General features: G+C 70.3%; 19 protein-coding genes. 8 read left to right on the forward strand and 11 right to left on the reverse strand.

What is annotated here, in order from left to right:
• Positions 1-76: 76 nt before the first annotated feature.
• The gene (locus AB5I40_RS32125) at positions 77-1,708 is read left to right on the forward strand and encodes a trypsin-like peptidase domain-containing protein (RefSeq protein WP_370933964.1); all 1,632 of its coding nucleotides are present in this window, start codon (positions 77-79) and stop codon (positions 1,706-1,708) included.
• 293 nt (positions 1,709-2,001) lie between these two features.
• On the opposite strand, the gene AB5I40_RS32130 is transcribed toward AB5I40_RS32125, so the two are convergent.
• The 5 genes from AB5I40_RS32130 to AB5I40_RS32150 all read right to left on the reverse strand — a co-directional run bounded on the left by AB5I40_RS32130 (position 2,002) and on the right by AB5I40_RS32150 (position 5,603).
• Positions 2,002-2,454, reverse strand: a complete 453-nt coding sequence (locus AB5I40_RS32130; RefSeq protein WP_370933965.1) for a hypothetical protein — start codon at positions 2,452-2,454, stop codon at positions 2,002-2,004.
• A complete protein-coding gene (locus AB5I40_RS32135) occupies positions 2,451-3,599 on the reverse strand; it encodes a molybdopterin-dependent oxidoreductase (protein WP_370940655.1) in 1,149 nt (382 codons plus the stop codon). The genes AB5I40_RS32130 and AB5I40_RS32135 overlap by 4 nt, the downstream gene beginning before the upstream one ends.
• Positions 3,600-3,664: 65 nt before the next feature.
• Entirely contained in the window at positions 3,665-4,294 is a 630-nt protein-coding gene (locus AB5I40_RS32140; RefSeq protein WP_370933966.1) for a methyltransferase domain-containing protein, read from the reverse strand.
• Entirely contained in the window at positions 4,291-4,962 is a 672-nt protein-coding gene (locus AB5I40_RS32145) for a DUF2064 domain-containing protein (protein WP_370933967.1), read from the reverse strand. Before AB5I40_RS32145 ends, AB5I40_RS32140 begins: the two co-directional genes overlap by 4 nt.
• Positions 4,959-5,603 carry a glycosyltransferase family 2 protein gene (locus AB5I40_RS32150; RefSeq protein WP_370940656.1) on the reverse strand — a complete coding sequence of 215 codons (645 nt, stop codon included), beginning with the start codon at positions 5,601-5,603 and terminating at the stop codon, positions 4,959-4,961. Before AB5I40_RS32150 ends, AB5I40_RS32145 begins: the two co-directional genes overlap by 4 nt.
• Before the next feature lie 159 nt (positions 5,604-5,762).
• Here AB5I40_RS32150 and AB5I40_RS32155 point away from each other — a divergent pair, with 159 nt between their 5' ends.
• From AB5I40_RS32155 to AB5I40_RS32165, 3 genes are read left to right on the forward strand one after another with little or no spacing between them, the layout of a single operon-like run.
• Entirely contained in the window at positions 5,763-7,166 is a 1,404-nt protein-coding gene (locus AB5I40_RS32155; RefSeq protein ID WP_370933968.1) for a hypothetical protein, read from the forward strand.
• Between the two features lie 8 nt (positions 7,167-7,174).
• Positions 7,175-7,876, forward strand: a complete 702-nt coding sequence (locus tag AB5I40_RS32160) for a response regulator transcription factor (protein WP_370933969.1) — start codon at positions 7,175-7,177, stop codon at positions 7,874-7,876.
• Positions 7,873-8,922: a HAMP domain-containing sensor histidine kinase gene (locus AB5I40_RS32165; protein WP_344280821.1), complete on the forward strand. Its 1,050-nt coding sequence runs from the start codon at positions 7,873-7,875 to the stop codon at positions 8,920-8,922. Before AB5I40_RS32160 ends, AB5I40_RS32165 begins: the two co-directional genes overlap by 4 nt.
• Positions 8,923-8,940: 18 nt before the next feature.
• On the opposite strand, the gene AB5I40_RS32170 is transcribed toward AB5I40_RS32165, so the two are convergent.
• Both AB5I40_RS32170 and AB5I40_RS32175 read right to left on the reverse strand, forming a co-directional pair.
• A complete protein-coding gene (locus AB5I40_RS32170; protein ID WP_370933970.1) occupies positions 8,941-9,789 on the reverse strand; it encodes an MBL fold metallo-hydrolase in 849 nt (282 codons plus the stop codon).
• Between the two features lie 53 nt (positions 9,790-9,842).
• Positions 9,843-10,904, reverse strand: coding sequence for an NAD-dependent epimerase/dehydratase family protein (locus tag AB5I40_RS32175; protein WP_370933971.1), 1,062 nt, complete (start codon positions 10,902-10,904; stop codon positions 9,843-9,845).
• Between the two features lie 123 nt (positions 10,905-11,027).
• Between AB5I40_RS32175 and AB5I40_RS32180 the strand changes: the two genes are divergently transcribed.
• Complete coding sequence (locus tag AB5I40_RS32180; protein WP_009083558.1) at positions 11,028-11,528, forward strand: molybdenum cofactor biosynthesis protein B; 501 nt, start codon at positions 11,028-11,030, stop codon at positions 11,526-11,528.
• Positions 11,529-11,592: 64 nt separating this feature from the next.
• On the forward strand, positions 11,593-11,766 hold the full coding sequence (locus AB5I40_RS32185) for a hypothetical protein (RefSeq protein WP_167493483.1): 174 nt from the start codon (positions 11,593-11,595) through the stop codon (positions 11,764-11,766).
• Between the two features lie 4 nt (positions 11,767-11,770).
• On the opposite strand, the gene mscL is transcribed toward AB5I40_RS32185, so the two are convergent.
• The 4 genes from mscL to AB5I40_RS32205 all read right to left on the reverse strand — a co-directional run bounded on the left by mscL (position 11,771) and on the right by AB5I40_RS32205 (position 14,677).
• Positions 11,771-12,187 carry a large-conductance mechanosensitive channel protein MscL gene (mscL, locus tag AB5I40_RS32190; protein ID WP_370933972.1) on the reverse strand — a complete coding sequence of 139 codons (417 nt, stop codon included), beginning with the start codon at positions 12,185-12,187 and terminating at the stop codon, positions 11,771-11,773.
• Positions 12,188-12,261: 74 nt separating this feature from the next.
• A complete protein-coding gene (locus AB5I40_RS32195; RefSeq protein WP_370933973.1) occupies positions 12,262-12,921 on the reverse strand; it encodes an SAF domain-containing protein in 660 nt (219 codons plus the stop codon).
• Between the two features lie 128 nt (positions 12,922-13,049).
• Positions 13,050-13,379, reverse strand: a complete 330-nt coding sequence (locus AB5I40_RS32200; RefSeq protein WP_182889668.1) for an FmdB family zinc ribbon protein — start codon at positions 13,377-13,379, stop codon at positions 13,050-13,052.
• 707 nt (positions 13,380-14,086) lie between these two features.
• On the reverse strand, positions 14,087-14,677 hold the full coding sequence (locus AB5I40_RS32205) for a 5-formyltetrahydrofolate cyclo-ligase (RefSeq protein ID WP_370933974.1): 591 nt from the start codon (positions 14,675-14,677) through the stop codon (positions 14,087-14,089).
• A gap of 24 nt (positions 14,678-14,701) precedes the next feature.
• On the opposite strand from AB5I40_RS32205, the gene AB5I40_RS32210 reads away from it, so the two are divergent.
• Positions 14,702-15,607 carry a UTP--glucose-1-phosphate uridylyltransferase gene (locus tag AB5I40_RS32210; protein ID WP_370933975.1) on the forward strand — a complete coding sequence of 302 codons (906 nt, stop codon included), beginning with the start codon at positions 14,702-14,704 and terminating at the stop codon, positions 15,605-15,607.
• Positions 15,604-16,965 carry a gephyrin-like molybdotransferase Glp gene (gene glp, locus AB5I40_RS32215; protein WP_370933976.1) on the forward strand — a complete coding sequence of 454 codons (1,362 nt, stop codon included), beginning with the start codon at positions 15,604-15,606 and terminating at the stop codon, positions 16,963-16,965. Before AB5I40_RS32210 ends, glp begins: the two co-directional genes overlap by 4 nt.
• Position 16,966 lies beyond the last annotated feature (1 nt).

The raw sequence follows: 16,966 nt of genomic DNA on the forward strand, positions 1-16,966 counted from the left end.
GAACTCGCGGCATACTCATCTACGAAACACAGGTTCGACTCAGGAACCTCTCAGGCCCAGCCGCTTAGGTGAGGACATGACCGAGAACGACCCCCACGCGCCCGACTCCGCGGCGGGTCGCCAGGACCCGGGTGCCCAGCCGGGCGCCGAAGGCCAGGCGGCCTGGCAGCAGACCCCCGCTCAGCCAGCGAGCCAATCCCCGTCAGCAGATCCGGCGGGCGGCGACGGGGGTCAGCAAGCCTCCGGCACGACTGCCGCGTACGGTTCGGCGGCTGAGGGCTCGGCGGGGACGTCCGGCACCGGCACGGCGAGCGGTGACACTTCCGGCGCGTACGGAGCACCTGCGGGTCAGTACGGCACCGCCCCGGCCGGCGGCACGGCGTACGGGGCCGGTGCTGCTCCGGCTGGAGGCATGCCGAACCCGTGGTCGGCCCAAGGCGCGGCATCGCCCGCCGGTGCGCCCCAGAGCGGACAGTTCCCCGGCGCGCAGCAGCAGCCCGCGGCGGGTCAGCCGTACGGCAGCCAGTACCCCGGCGGGACGCAGACTCCGCCCGCCGGATCCCCGGCCAACCCTTACGGCGCACCGGGAACCGCGGTGTACGGCGTCCCCGCGCAGCGCGAGAAGAAGGGTTCGGCGGGCAAGCTCCTCGCGAGCGTCGCCGCCATCTCGCTCGTGATCGGCGGCGTGGCGGGCGGGACCGTCGGCTACCTCACCGGCGGATCCGGTTCGTCGGTGAGCGCGCTCGACGCGCCGAAACCCGCGCAGCAGACCGGCAATGTGCCCGCCGGCTCGGTCGAATCGGTGGCGCAGAAGCTGTCGCCGAGCGTTGTCGAGCTGCAGGTGTCCGGCCGGACCGCGGCGGGCGAGGGCTCCGGCTTCGTGCTCAGCAGCGACGGCTACATCCTCACCAACAACCACGTCGTCCAGGTCGCCGCGAACGGCGGCCAGATCCAGGCCGTGTTCCAGGACGGCAAGAAAGCTGCGGCGAAGGTCGTCGGCCGGGACCCGACCACGGACATCGCCGTGGTCAAGGTGTCCGGCGTCGGCAACCTGACGCCGGTCGAGCTGGGCCGGTCCGACGACCTGCGGGTCGGGCAGCAGGTGGTCGCCATCGGTTCGCCGTACGAGCTGACCGGCACGGTCACCTCGGGCATCGTCAGCTCGCTGCACCGCCCGGTGCAGGCCGGCGGCGACGAGACCGACCAGACCACGGTGATGGACGCGATCCAGACCGACGCCGCGATCAACCCCGGCAACTCGGGCGGTCCGCTGTCGAACATGAGCGGCCAGGTCATCGGCATCAACTCGGCCATCTACAGCCCGAACTCGGGCCGCGGCCAGGGCAGCGGCGGCGAGGGCGGCAACGTCGGCATCGGCTTCGCCATCCCGATCGACCAGGCGCGCCGCACCGCGCAGGACATCATCAAGACCGGGCACGCGACCCAGACGTTCATCGGCGCGAAGGTCACCGACGCGCCCCAGGGCGGCGCCCAGCTCGGCGACATCACACCGGGCAGCCCGGCGGAGAAAGCCGGCCTGAAGTCCGGCGACGTGGTGACCAAGATCGACGACCGCGTCATCGACAGCGCCAACACGCTCGTCGCCGCGATCCGCACGCGCGCTCCGAACGACCAGACGACCTTCACCCTCGCCGGCGGGCGCACGGTGCAGGTCACCTTGGGCGGGCAGGCGGTACCGGCCAACTAGAACGCTCGGCCGCCGTGGCGCGGCCGAGACCAGCCACGGCTCGACCCCCTATCCGCGCTTGGGGCCGAACCTTTGCAGGCCGCGCGCGACCGGAGCATCCGAGCCGGTCGCGCGTGGCCGTTTTTTGTGCCCAGCGCCCGAAAACCGGCTCCCGCACGAAAACACGGAGAGGCTCTCCGTGCCGCCTCCGACTCGGCACGGAGAGCCTCTCCGCGTGCGGTGAGGTGCCCACGCGCCAGACGTCCCAAACGCCGAATCCGCGGGAAAATTCCGGTACCGGAAGAAAACCCAGGTCAACTATGTTCGCGGACCCGAATTTTCCGTGCCGCGCGATACCGGACCCGGACAATTCGGACGACTACTGCCGCCACGACGGCGGTCCACACCACCACGAGCGTCGCCACCAGCCCCAGCCATGCGTTGCCGTCGTGCAGCCCAGGTTTCGGCGGCACGCCATACGTGCGCCACAGCAGCGGGAACGCCACGAAGCCCAGCACCGCCGTCAGCGCCGCGCCGACCTGCACCGGCCCCCGCCACGGCTTTGGCAGGATTCGCGCCAGCAGCAGGCCAACCACGCCCGCGATCGGGGCGAACACCGCGTCGTTGACGATCGGACCGCCGCCGAGCCACAGCAGCGTCGTGAAGCTGTCCGGCCACGCCGGTGCCGCGTAGTCGAGGAACAGCACGATCCCGTACGCCAGCGCCGCTAATCCGGGCAGCGCCAGCACAATCCGCGCGGTCTTCACTGCACCTCCAGCTTCGAGACCCACTTCGTCTGCAGCACGCCTGGCCTGCTGGGCGCGATCACGCGGCACGGATAGCCGTGGTCAAGGTTCAGCACCTCGCCGTTGAGTTCCAGCGCCAGCAACGTGAGTGGGTCGGCCGTGTGCTCGCCAGGCAGCACGCTGACGCCGTACAGCCCGGCCTTCTCCAGCGACGACACCCGCACGTCGACCCCCGGCGAACTGCCGCTCGCGCGCAGCAGGTCCGGGAACGAGATGCCGCGCCACGTCGCCATCTGGCTCCATCCCTCGACGCACGCGATCGGCAAGTCCACAGTGGTCTGCGGCAACGCCCGCAACTCGGCCAGCGTGAACTGCCGCGTTCCCGCCGGCGTCACCACGGACAGCCGCCACCCGGGATCCTGTGCGGCCCGCGTTACTTGCGCCGCTACGGCCGTGCGGTTGACCGGCAACCTCTGCGAGCCCTTGTCCGAGCGCCACGACAGCCCGGAGACGTTCCGAAGGGCGGGAACCGTCGCTCCCGCGGTGGCCAGCACGGCGACTCCGGTCGCGATCCCCGTGGTGGTCAGGAATCCTCGCCGCGACAACCCCGGGCCAGGCGGTTCGACCGGCGCACGCTCCCGCGTCAGCGCCCGCCGGATCACCGGGAGCTTCACCGCGACGTGCACGAGGATCGACCCGATCGCCACCCACGCCACCGCGTAGTGCACCTGCGGAAAGTAGAAGTTCCACGGGTAGTTCTGCGCGACGTTCAGCAATCCCGAACTCAGCTCGAAGAACGCCGCCCCGGAGAGGACAAGGATCGACAGCCGCTCCACCGCGTGCGGCACCGAGCGCACCAGCGGACGTTCGAACAGCTTCGGGTAGACGCTCCACAGTTTGGCCAGCAGCAACGGAATCGCCGCGATCCCGGACAACACGTGCGCGCCCTGCGTCACCCGATACAGCCAGACCGGTCGGCTGGGCCAGAAGAACCACTCCGGCGGATGCTGGATCAAATGGCTCAACAGCCCGGTGACGAAGCAGATCAGGAACGCGAGTCCGAGCAGGCTGCCGACCCTCGCCGTGACGCGCTCACCGTGCGCGCCGCCCTTGAACTGCTCCGACTTCGGGACCCGGCGATCGACGGCGCGAGCCCGTTCGCCGATCTTGGCCTGCGCCGCGGTGACCCGCGTGTCGAACCCGCGCCAGGCGGCCGCCAGCCGTCCGCGTTTCACGCGCGTGCCAGCTTCGCGAACCAGCGGTGCCCGCGACTGGTCGTCCACACGACCCGGAACCCAGTCCGTACCGCGATTTCCGCGATGGCGTCGACGCCGACCCACGCCCACGTGAACCATCGGCCATCCGCGGGATCCGGCCGCAGCCGGACGTGATCCCGGCGTACGCCGTGCCCGGGCTCCTCCAACTCGACGAGCACGTCACCGTCGGACGTGAGCAACTCGCGTACTCGCCGCAGCAGGGCATCGGGATCGCCACCGATCCCGATGTTGCCGTCGGCCAGCAACACGTGATTCCACCGTCCCTCGCCGGGCAAGCGAGTGAAAACGTTGCGCTGCAACGCACTTGCCCCACGCCGTCGAGTCAGCCGCACCGCGACCGGCGAGCTGTCCACACCAAGGGTCACTACGCCTCGGCGCGTCAACGCGGCAGTGAGACGGCCAGGTCCGCAACCGACATCGAGCGTCGGACCCTCGCATGCGTCGAGCAGCACGGCGTCGCCCGCGTCGCAACCGTCGGCCCAACGACCGACCGGAAGCTCGATGCGGCCTCCATTCGCCAGCTCCAGCCAGCAGTGATGGCCCAGCAGCCCGCGGTCGAATTCCTGGCCAGTTGCGAGTTTCATGCCATCGCTCCCACTGCGTCGACCGCAGCCGCGAACCTGCCGTCGGGCCGGATCGCGGCCACTCGCGCCGCGTCCTCCATGGTGTCCACATCGGACAACGTCGGCAGCTTGCCAACGCGCAGACCCGCACCCGTCAGCGCCGCACGAGTGCGAAACCCGGTGTCCGGACGCGACATCGGAACTCCGGCGAGCACTTGCGCCTGCCGCGGATCAGCGAGCCCAAGCCCCCACCAGCCGCCGTCTTCAGCGTCGCCCAGCACCGCGCTGCTGGCTCCGGTGACGACCGGCTCGATCGCCGACGCGAACAACCCGGGCGAGACCTGCGGCGTGTCCATGCCGATCTGCAGCACGGGCAAACCGGCATGCACCGCAGCGGTGTCGGAGTGCGCGTTGGCCAGCCGGGTGCCGAAATCCCAGCCTCGCTGCGCAATCACAGTCGCCTTGCGCAATGCGCGACCGATTTCGGTACCCCGCGCCGCTGCTGCGAGGTCGCCCGTCATCGCCACGACGGTGATCGCGCCGTCAGTGGCGAACGCAGCGTCCAACGTGTCCAGCAGCGCAGACGCGGCGATCTCCGCTGCCTGGTCTGGCGTCGCGGGTGGGCACAACCGCGTCTTCGCGAACCCTGGCACGGGGGCTTTCGCGACTACAAGCAGGCAGAACGTCATCGGACCAACACCCGCCCGAAGTCCCGCACCGCTCGCAACGTGCCGCGCACCGAACCGGACACCTTCGATTTCGTGCCCCGCGCCCGTTCCCGGTAAGTGACGTCGAACTCCCGGACCACCCAGCCCGCGCGCTGAGCCTTCACCAGCAGCTCAAGCGGATAGCCGAACGCCCGGTCGGCAACGCCGAGAGCCAGCAACTCCCGGCGGCGTACGGCCCGCAGCGGCGCGATGTCCCGCACGGGCAGTCCACGGGACCGCAAGAGCAGTGAGAGGACGGCATTGCCCGCTCTTGCGTGCCACGGCCAAGCCGCCCGGGACACCGGCACTCGGCGTCCGACCGCGAGGTCAGCGCCATCCACGACCGCGGCGACCAGACGGGGCAGTTCGGCCAGATCGAGCGATCCGTCAGCATCCGCGAAACAGACGATGTCAGCGGTTGCGTTCTCCAGCCCGGTGTGGACGGCGGCACCATAACCGCGCCGCGGCTCGTCGACGACCTTCGCGCCGTGCGCGGCCGCGACGCCGGGAGAACCGTCGCTCGATCCGTTGTCGACGAGGATCGCGCGATACCCCGGCGGGAGGCTCGCGAGCACACCGGGCAGTGCGGCCGCCTCGTCGAGGCAGGGGAGGACGACGTCCACTCCGAATTCGTTCACGAGGCGTACGGTAGGTCTGGAAAGGACAGTGCAGAACCCTTGCGGTGCTTACCAAATCCTGACGTCAGTCAAGATCTTACCGACTTCTCACGGATTCGCGGGAAACCTGCCAGGCCGCCGCCAACGGGGTTATCGTGACCGGCGATGAGCGAGTCGACGAAGGCTGCCCGGCTCGCCGAGCCGCCGCCCCCGGTTCCCGTCCGTCCCCGGTTCCGCGCTGATCTCGTGACGGTCGGCGGCACCCTCGCGGTGATCGCCGCCGCGACCGCCGTTGGCGTGTACTACAACCGGCCAGGCTCGGGCGTGGTGATCTATGCGTTCGCGCCGCCGCTGTTCGCGCATTGGCTGCCGCACGTCGGCCCCGGCTCGGTGTTCGCGGTCCTGATCGCCGCTGGCGTCGTCCTGTACGGCCCGGCCTTGGCCGCCCGGCTGCGATGGCGGCGCGCCCTGGCTGCTGGCTATCTGGCGTCCCTCGCCTGGATCTTCTCGCTCGCGATGGTGGACGGCTGGACCCGCGGCTTCACCGGCCGGCTCACCACGCCGCAGGAGTACCTGCACGAAGTCCCCGGCATCACGGACATCCCGCGTTTTCTCCGCGAATTCTCCTCGCGCATCCTCGATTTCCAGCCGAACTCGTGGACCACCCACGTGTCCGGTCATCCGCCAGGCGCGACGCTCGTCTTCGTCTGGCTCGACCGGCTCGGCCTCCACGGCGGTGCGTGGGCGTCGACCGCCGTCGTGCTGGTGGCCGCATCAGTCGCGGTCGCGGTACCAGCGACGATCGCCCTGCTCGGCCGTCCCGACGCGGCCCGCGCGGCCCTGCCGTTCGCCGTGCTCAGCCCAGGCGCGGTCTGGCTGGGCGTGTCCGCGGACGGTCTCTTCGCTGGTGTAACCGCTACCGGTATCGCGCTGCTCGCCCTCGCGTCCGTGGGCTTCCGCGAACGCCGTGGCTACGCCTGGCCCACCGGGCTGGCAGCCGGGATTCTCATCGGATTCGGCATCTTCCTCTCCTACGGCCTTGTCCTGCTCGGCTTGGTCGCGCTGGCCGTCGCCCTGCTCGGCCGACAATGGCGGGCCGCGGCAGCCGCTGTTCTCGGCGCGTTGGCAGTGGTCGCCGTGTTCGCCCTAGCCGGATTCTGGTGGTTCGACGGCTACCACCTCGTCGTCGAGCGCTACTACCAAGGCGTCGCGGTGGTGCGGCCGTATTCGTACTGGGTGTGGGCCGACCTGGCCGCGGTGGCGGTCGCGTGCGGGCCAGCGGTGGTCGCGGCGGCCCGCCGGGGAGTGGCTTCGGCGGTCTTCTTGCCGTCTCGCAAGACGCTCCTGCGCGATCCGGTGCTGCTGATCGTGATCGCGGCCGTGCTCACGATCGTGTTCGCCGATTCGTCCGGCCTGTCGAAGGCTGAGGTAGAACGGATCTGGCTACCGTTCGGCGCGTGGCTGATCCCGGCCACGGCGCTGCTTCCGGCGGGCCACCGCCGCTGGTGGCTGGCCGGACAGGCGGTGGTCGCGCTCGCGGTCAACCACCTGCTGCTGACGAACTGGTGAGGTGAGGCATGGAAGACCAAGCGGGTCGCGTGCTCGTGGTCGACGACGACGAGACCGTGCGCGACGTCGTGCGCCGTTACCTCGAAACCGCCGGTTTCACCGTCGACCTGGCCGGCGACGGCACGGCGGCGCTCGCCCAGTTCGCCGAGCGCGTGCCGGACCTGGTGGTGCTCGACGTGATGATGCCTGGCCTCAACGGCCTGGAGGTGTGCCGGCGGCTGCGGCAGACGAGCCAGGTGCCGATCGTCATGCTCACCGCGTTGGGCGAGGAGGAAAACCGCATCGCCGGGCTGCAGTTGGGGGCCGACGATTACGTCACCAAACCGTTCAGCCCCAAGGAACTCACGCTGCGCGTGGCGTCCGTGCTGCGCCGGGCCCGGATGCCACGACCCGAGCCGCCCACCGCTGAGCTGGTAGACGGCAACCTCCGGCTCCAGATGACCGCCCGCCAGGCGACGCTCGACGGCGCGGTGCTGCCGCTGACCACGCGCGAGTTCGACCTCCTCGCGTTCTTCCTCTCCCACCCCGGCGTCGCGTTCAGCCGGGCTGACCTGCTGGGGAAGGTGTGGGGTTGGGACTTTGGCGACCAGTCCACGGTGACTGTCCACGTGCGACGGCTGCGCGAGAAAATCGAGCGTGACCCGGCCAAACCGATCCGTGTAGCGACGGTGTGGGGCGTCGGCTACCGCTACGACCGGACACAGCCATGATCGGCTCGGGCGAGTCGGCGTGGGACATGTTCGTCCACGTCCTGCACATTCTTCCGCTCGCCTTGCTGTTCGCCCTGCCGGTGGCAGCCTTGGGCGGGCTCGCGCTTTACCTGCTGCGGCACCGATCGCTGGCCACCACGATGACCACCCTCGTGCTGACCCCGATCGCGGCGATGCTGGTCGGCATCCTCGGCGTGAGCGGCTTCATGTTCACCGAGGCGCTGACCACCGAACTGCTCGTGTGCCTGCTCGTGGCACTGGTCGCGGTGCCCGCGGCGATGGTGCTGGGCCGGGTCATCGCGCGGCGCAGTGTGTGGGAACGAGAGGCGCGGGAACGCGAACGCGCGGCGGAGAAGTCGCGTCGCGAATTGGTCGCGTGGATCAGCCACGACCTTCGCAGTCCGCTGGCCGGGATCCAGGCGATGGCGGAGGCACTGGCCGATGGCGTGGTTTCGGAACGCGCTGAGGTGGCCGACTACGCCCAGCGCATCAGCGGCGAGACCACCCGGCTGTCCGGCATGGTCGGCGACCTGTTCGAGCTGTCCCGGATCACCGCGGGAGCACTCGAACTGAGCATGTCGGCGGTCCCGCTGCGCGACGTGGTGAGCGACGCGGTCGCCGCGCAGGCACCGGTGGCGGACCGCAAACGCGTGCGGGTGCTGGAAAACGCGTCGGCGTGGCCGGTGGTGTCCGGCAGCGATCCGGAGCTGGCGCGGATCGTGCGGAACCTCGTGTCCAACGCCATCCGGCACACTCCGCCGGACGGCACGGTCGCCGTGCAACTCGGCATCGACGGCGACCAGGCGCTGCTGGCCGTGGACGACGGCTGCGGCGGGATCCCGGACGACGAGATCAGCCGGGTCTTCGACGTCGCCTTCCGCGGCACGCAAGCCCGCACCCCCGACCGCAGCGGCACCACCAGCGGCGGCGGGCTGGGCCTGGCGATCGCGAAGGGCCTGGTGGAAGCACACCGAGGCCGGATCGGCGTGCAGAACCACGGCCCAGGATGCCGCTTCGAGGTGCGGTTGCCGCTGGCGGCGTCCTGATCCGTCTATTGTGGACAGTCAGGGCGCGGCAACGGCCGAGATCGGCTCCACGGTGTGGTCGGTCGCGATCCGGAAGAATGGCTCGTCCGGGAAATGCGCGGCCGCGACGATGGTCCCGGTACCGGCCACCTCGCCGAGCCAGCGACGGCGGGTCAGCTCCGCCTGCCCCGGATCGACGTCGGATGCGGCCCCGATCGTCGGATCGGCCATCTGCTCCGGAATCTGGAAGACGTCACCGATCAGGACGGCGCGACGGTCCTGATCCGCGACCTCCAGCACGTAATGCCCCGGCGTGTGCCCGGGAGCATGCCGAACGGTGACGCCGGGCGCGACCGTTTCGCCGTCCAGCATCGGACGCAGTTTGCCCTGGGCGCGAAGGGCTTCCAGCGCTACGCGGCCGCGGTCGTGCCGCCCCGCCGGTTCGACGAACGCCGCCCAGTCGGGCGCGCCGTACCGCACTTCGGCGTTCGGGAAGTACGGCTCGCCGCTCGGCGCGACCCAGCCGATGTGGTCGGCGTGCAGGTGAGTCAGCACCACGGTGTCGACGTCTTCGCGGGCAACCCCGGCTTCGGCGAGCGCGGCGGGCAAGCCTCCGGTGTGCTCAGTTTCAGCGGCGCTGACCACCGGGTGCAGTTGCTCTTTGGAATGCTGCGGCAGATGCGGCTCGCCGGTCGGACGCGGACCGAAACCGGCGTCGACCAGCACTGTGCGGACGCCCGTCCGGATCAGGAATGCGCCAAGAACCACGGGCACGGCGGTCGGTGCCGAGCGCTTGCCCAGGAGTCCTGGAAAGAACGACGACGGCAGCTGCAGCCGTCCGTCGGTCAATGCGTGGATTTCGATGTCCCCCACCACGATGGAACGCATGCCCAGCATCAAGATCCGGTACGGCCGATTCATTCCGGAAAGTGATCTTCACCTCATCGGGTGACGGGCGCGCGCAGCTCCGCGGTGGCGAACGCGGCGATGCCGTCCGCGAAGGAGGTTTCCGCCTGGAATCCGAGCAGCTCCCGTGCTCGGGCCGGGTCGGCGACCACGTGCCGGACATCAGCCGGCCGCGCGCCGCCGACGATCCGCGGCTCCCGTCCGCCGCAGGCACGGGCCAGCTCCCGGGCCAGGTCGCCGACACTGTGCGGCTGCCCGGAACAGATGTTCAGCGGCGTCAGGTCTGCCTCCGGACCGTCGCTCCGGAGCGCGAGGACGTTCGCTCGGGCCACGTCGTCCACGTGCACGAAATCCCGCTGCTGCCGTCCGTCCTCCAGCACGGTCGGCGCTTCTCCGCGCTCCAGCGCCGAGCGGAACAGGGACGCCACTCCGGCGTACGGCGTGTTCTGCGGCATCCGCGGGCCGTAGACGTTGTGGTAGCGCAACGCCCAGACCGTGCCGCCGGTCTGCCGCGCCCAGGCACCCGCGAGGTGTTCTTGCGCCAATTTGGTTGCCGCGTACGTGCTTCGAGGCAACAGCGGCGCGTTTTCGGGCACGAGTTGCCAGCCCAACTCGGCACCGCAGTGCGGGCAGGTGGGTTCGAATCGTCCGGCGTCCACATCGGACTGCCGGCGAGCTGACGGTGGAACGACGCCGTGTTCCGCACACGCGTAGCGACCCTCGCCGTAGACCACCATCGACGAGGCCAGCACGAGCTTGCGCACCTTCGCCGCGTGCATCGCGGCCAGCAGCACGGCGGTACCGTAGTCGTTGTTCAGCGCGTACGAGGGTGCGTCGGAGGGATCCACTCCGTGCCCGACCACCGCGGCCTGGTGGCAGACCGCGTCGACGCCGTCGAGCAGCTCGGCGACGATCTCGGTGTCGGTGACGTCACCGCGCAGGAAGCGGTGCCGCCGGGTGTATTCGGGTGGCGTGGTCGAGCCGTGCGCGGTGGACAGCAGGTTGTCCAGCACGACCACCTCGTCGCCGTCGTCGGCCAGCTGGTCGGCGATCCGGGACCCGATGAACCCGGCGCCGCCGGTGAGGAGCACTCGCACCTCGCCGACGTTAGGCCGCCTGCCCTGGGGCGCGCGCGGCCTGCGCGGACCACGTCACCGAATCGTCAGAAATCACCGGGCCCGCGGCGGCGAAGGGGGCCCGGAACCGGATACGGTGTCGGCATGGAACGGAGCGCACAGCGGCTGGGCCGGGCACTCGTGGTGATTGTGGACGACCGGGTCGCGCACGGGGAGCACGAGGACACCTCCGGGCCGCTCGTCACCGAGCTGCTCGAGGAGGCCGGGTTCATCGTCGACGGCGTCGTCGTGGTCGAAGCCGAGACCGCGGGCATCCGCAACGCGCTCAACACGGCGGTGATCGGCGGTGCGGACCTGGTGATCACGGTCGGCGGCACCGGAGTGTCGCCGCGCGACCGCACACCGGACGCGACCGCCGGTGTCCTCGACCGCCCGATCCCGGGCATCGGCGAGGCCCTGCGCGCCTCGGGGCTGGCCGCTGGCGCGGTCGACGCCGGGATCTCCCGCGGCCTGGCCGGCGTTTCGGGCAGCACGCTGGTGGTCAACCTGGCCGGTTCGCGCGCGGCTGTGCGCGACGGTATGGCGACCCTTTCGTCGCTGGTCCCGCACGTGATCGACGAGCTCTCCGGCCTCGAAGAGGTCTGAGCCCGGCCGGTTCGCGGCGGATGTCTCTCTGCACTTGTCAAACAACAGGTGGGACGATGGACCCATGCCGCACGAAGAACGACGTCCCCGCGTGACCGAGGCCCAGCGCCGCCGCCGGGTCGACGAGATCTTCGGCGACGTGCTGCCGGAGACTACGTCCGATGAGCGGGGCCGGGGCCCGGAGACCACTCCTGATTCGTGGTACCTCGAGAACCGGCCCCCGCATCACGATCGCTGACCCCTCAGTTGCCGCTCGAGGAGCCGTTGCCCCGCTGCGCGCGCAGCAGGTCGCGGATTTCGGTGAGCAGCTCGACGTCCGTCGGCTCGGCCGGGCCCTTCTCCTCGCCGCGCTTGCGCCGCTCCTGGACGTGCTTCATCGGCAGCACGATCAGGAAGTACACGATCGCGGCGACGATCACGAAGTTGATCGCCGCGTTGATCACGCCGCCGAAGTCCATGAACGTCGAGTCGTTGCCGTGCAGGACGTTGAAGCCGAGGCCTTTCGCCGCGTCCGAGCCGCCGAGCGCGTTGATCAACGGCTTGATCAGGCCGTTGGTGAACGCCGTGACGATCGCGGTGAACGCGGCGCCGATCACGACGGCGACCGCGAGGTCGACGACGTTGCCGCGCATCAGAAAGTCCTTGAAACCTTTCAGCACTGCTGCTCCCAGGGGATTCGGGACAGGCGTCTGGCCGTCGTAAGACAGCCGTCGCCCGTCGGAACAGGGTCGGGTTAGCGGAGAGTAACCGTTACCGGTCGTTCGAGCGAGGAAGCAGCGACCTGCGTGGCAACCTGCGCCGGCAGCGCGAGCAGTACCAGCGGACCCTTCTGCGGCGGGCCCAGCGTGCGGTTCCCGGCGTCGTCGGAACGCCGGACGGTGACCACCGTGGCCCCTCTGGCCAGCACAGATGCGGAATTTGTGGTATCCGCGCCCGCGACGACGTCGACGCGCTGACCCGGCTGAAGCAGCTCGGCGACGGCCGCGTCCGCGAGCCGAACGGCGACCGTGACCGCGCCGGGTTCACCCGTTACGGGGAGGTTGTTGCCGAGGAGCCGGACGTCGGTGATGGGCTCGCCAGCCCGCGCCGCGCCGGACAGAAGCCGCCCCACCGCCGCGTCTGACGCCGACAGCGCGCCGGACGGGCGGAGGTCGTCGGGCAGCGCGACAGTCCGCACGTCGGCAGCGCGCAGGACGGAGCCCGCGGGCAGGTCGCGTGCGGAGACCACCGTTGCGGTGGCGGGTGCGCCCCGTGCGGAGGGCGGGAGGAACAGGACGAGCAGGCCGGCCAAGAGCAAGGCCGCCGCGAGACACCGGCGGAGCATCCGGGCTCGCCGACCGCGCGGCAGACGGACGTCAGGCAGCGCGGGAAGGCGGCTGAGCAAGGTGTTCACGGTTGTCCCCTCGTCGGTTCCGATGCGACGGGATGCCGCACGAAACCGACGTTAAGGACGTCGTGAACCGGCCGAAAGGGCCGATTCGCGAACCTGTGGACAACTGGCCCCTTGTGGATAACTCGGGGTCAGGAGGGCGTGGAAGCCGTTTTTGTCGTGCTCGTCGTGGAGGATGTGTTCGAGGACGAAGAAGACGTCGACGAAGAGGAGGTGGTGGACGACGAGTCGGACTTGGCGCTCTCGGTCTTGGCCGGAGTCGCGGAGGTGCTCGACTTGCTCGAATCACGCGAATCCGTGCGGTAGAACCCGCTGCCCTTGAAGACCACGCCGACCGAGCTGAAGACCTTGCGCAGTGGACCGGAGCACTGCGGGCAGACGGTCAGGCTGGGGTCGGAGAAGGACTGCACCGCCTCGAAGCGGTGGTCGCATTCCTTGCAGGCGTACTGGTACGTGGGCACTGAAGCTCCTTCATGCACTGGCACTCGACCTACAAGAGTGCTAACCCAATTGTGCTGGACGACATTCCCTCAGCGCAATTACCCCTTGCTCACAGTGCTGCGGCGGAAGGGGTGGCGGCGGGTTGGCGCTGGTCAGGACGTCCAAAGCGGGTGCGGCTCGGTGGCTGGACTGCGGCTGGTCCGGTCAGTGAGGCCGTTGCTGGGCCGGTTGGCGGGGTCTGGGCGGTGCTTGTGGGCGGCTCGAAGGGCGCCGATTCGGGCGGCTGTGGGTGTGTTGCTGGTGTGGGTTGTGGGCGGATGCGTGGTTTCGGTGATTTGGGAGGTTGGGTGCTTCGTGGGTGAACGCTGAGGCGAGTGAGGTGGGCGGAGCTGGCGACTTGTCCGGTTGAGCGTGCGCAGCGCGAGCGACCCGGGTGGAGCTGGTGGCTCGGTGCTGGGCGGTGGCGGATGCCGGGTGTCGATTGAGGCTGGCGGTGTGGTCCTTGCCGGGCGTCCGCAGACGGTCTCTTCGGTTCGGCGCTGGTCGGCGGCCATTCGGTTCGGGCGGCGGCACCGAACCCGACGGGCCGATCGGGCGGCCGTGGCCACTCGCCTCGTCGAGCGGCGGCATTGAACCCGGCATGCCGGTCGAGTGGTCAAGACCACTCGCCTCACTCAAGCGGCAGCACCGAACCGACGGCCCGATCGAGTGGTCTTGACCACTCGCCTCACCGAGCGGCAGCGGCTGTCGGCAGCTGGATGAGGCCGGAGGGCGTCAGGACGGCCGTCATGGGCACGTCGTGGGGTTCGGCCGGGAGGCGGTCGACGACCTCCTCTGCGCGCACCACAGCCACGCGGGCGGTGTCAGGCGCGGCGGTCAGGGTGCGGTCGTAGTAGCCGGCTCCGCGGCCGAGACGGGTGCCGTGGCGGTCGACGGCCAGGGCTGGGATCAGCAGCACCTGTGCCGAGGCCACCGCGCTGGTGCCCAGGCGTGGGCCTGACGGTTCCAGGACGCCGCGGAGGCGTCCGGGGATCAGGGTGTCCGGGCCGGTGTACTCGGCCCAGTCGAGCGGGCCGGGAGTGTCCGGGATTACGGGCAGCAGGACGCGCGCGGCCAGGGCGTTCACCAGGGAAATTTGGCCGGGCTCGGTGCCGAAAGGGAGGTACGCGCACACCGTTTCCGCGTGGATTGACGATGCCGCGGTCGCCAGGGCGGCTGCCTCGCGAGCATGGGCTTCGGGGGGCAGTTCGGCGCGGGCGCGAAGGATTCGTGTCCGCCACTCCGCCTTGCTCGGGGTCTCATTGCCCGGCTCGTGCATGAGACCAGGTTAGGCTTTGCGCCCATGACGGGCGCCTCAACCACCCAGACCTTCAGAACCGCCATCGTGCCTGCCGCAGGCCTCGGCACGCGATTCCTGCCGACCACGAAAGCGGTGCCCAAAGAGCTGCTGCCGGTGGTCGACACGCCGGGGATCGAGATCGTCGCGACCGAGGCGGCGAGTGCGGGGGCGAAGCGGCTGGTGATCGTCACCTCGCCGGGCAAGGAAGCTGTCGTCCGGTACTTCGAGGCGAAGCCGGACCTGGAGAAGACGCTCGAGGAAAAGGGTAAGACCGAGCTGCTGGCGAAGGTCCGCCGCGGGCCGGAGCTGCTGGACGTCGAGGTCGCGATCCAGGAACAGGCCCTCGGGCTCGGGCACGCGGTCGCGCAGGCCGAGCCGAACCTGACCGACGAGGACACCGCCGTCGCCGTGCTCCTGCCCGACGACCTCGTGTTGCCCGCCGGGGTCCTCGACCGGATGTCGGCCGTCCGCGCCCAGCACGGCGGAAGCGTGCTCTGCGCCTTCGACATCCCGAAGGAGCAGATCTCCCCGTACGGCGTCTTCGACGTCACCGACACCGACGACCCGGACGTCAAGCAGGTCCACGGCATGGTCGAGAAGCCCAAGCCGGAGGACGCGCCGTCGACCTACGCCGCGGCCGGGCGGTACCTGCTCGACCGGGCGATTTTCGACGCGCTGCGCCGGATCGAACCCGGCGCGGGCGGTGAGCTGCAGCTCACCGACGCCGTCGCGCTCCTGATCCAGGAGGGGCACCCCGTGCACATCGTCGTCCACCGCGGCGGGCGGCACGACCTGGGCAACCCGGGCGGATTCCTGCGCGCCGCTGTCGATTTCGCGCTCGAGGACCCGGATTACGGGCCGTCGCTGCGCGCCTGGCTGACCGAACGGATCGGAAACGATCGCCCATGACGGACTCCCTCGATTCCACCCCCGCCACCCCGGCCGAAGAAGTCGAGACGCCCGAACCGGCGGTTCAGGCCGTCGCCGCGGCGGAAACGGCGGAAGCCATTGTCCCGACGGAAGAATCCGCTGAATCCGGAGACTTCCGCTCAGTCGACGAGCAGATCGCGCTGACCCTCGACGCCGCCGTGCGCCCGCGGCCGGTTCGCGTCGCGATCTCCGAAGCGCAGGGCCTGCTCTGCGCGGAGGAAGTGGTCGCCGAGCACGCGCTGCCCGGGTTCGACCAGGCCGCAGTGGACGGATACGCGGTCCGGAGCGTCGACGTGCGCACGGCCGGGCAGGAACCGGTCCAGCTGCCGGTCGTCGGCGAAATCCCGGCTGGCTCGCGTCAGCCGCGCCGATTGCAGCCGGGCCAGGCGGTGCGCGTCGACACCGGCGCGCCGCTGCCCACGCTCGCCGACGCCGTGGTCCCGACCGCGTACACCGACGGCCACCAGGCCAAGGTCACCGTGACCCGGTCCGTGCCGTCGGCGGGTTACGTGCGCCGGGCCGGTGAGGACGTGCAGATCGGCGACGTCGCGGTGCGCAAGGGCGACACCATCGGCTCCGCGCAGGTCGGTCTGCTGGCCGCGGTCGGCCGCGCGAAAGTGCTGGTCTACCCGCGGCCTCGGGTGTCGATCGTGTCGGTCGGCGACGAGCTGGTGGACATCGACCGCACGCCGTCGGTCGGCCAGGTCTACGACGTCAACTCGTACGCGCTGGCCGCGGCCGCGCGCGACGCCGGCGCCGAGGTGAGCCGGGTCGGCATCGTGCCGGGCGACCCGAAGCGGCTGCGCGAGGTCGTCGAGGGACGGCTGCTGATGTCCGAGATCGTGGTCGTCGCGGGCGGGGCCGGCGGGTCTTCCGGCGACGAGGTGCACGCCGCGCTGTCCGACCTCGGGCACATCGACTTGACCAGGGTCGCCATGCACCCCGGTTCGGTGCAGGGCTTCGGCAGGCTCGGGCCGGATTCGGTGCCGACGTTCCTCATCCCGGGCAATCCGATGAGCGCGCTCGTGGTGTTCGAGGTGCTGGTGCGGCCGCTGATCCGCACCGCGCGCGGCACCCGCAACCCGCACCGCCGGGTGGTCGGGGCTCGGCTGCTGTCGTCGATCACGTCCACGAAGGGCCGTCGCGGTTACCTGCGCGGGCAGCTGCTGCGCGACGAAGCGAACGGCGAGTACCTGGTGCAGCCGCTCGGGACGTCGGGCGCGCACCTGCTCGCGTCGCTGGCCGAGGCCAACTGCCTCATCACCGTCGAAGAGGATCTCACCGAGGTGGCCGCGGGCGACCAGGTCAAGGTCACCTTCCTCGCCCAGCGCGCCTGAT

The sequence above is a fragment of the Amycolatopsis sp. cg13 genome (assembly GCF_041346965.1).
Lineage (GTDB): Bacteria > Actinomycetota > Actinomycetes > Mycobacteriales > Pseudonocardiaceae > Amycolatopsis.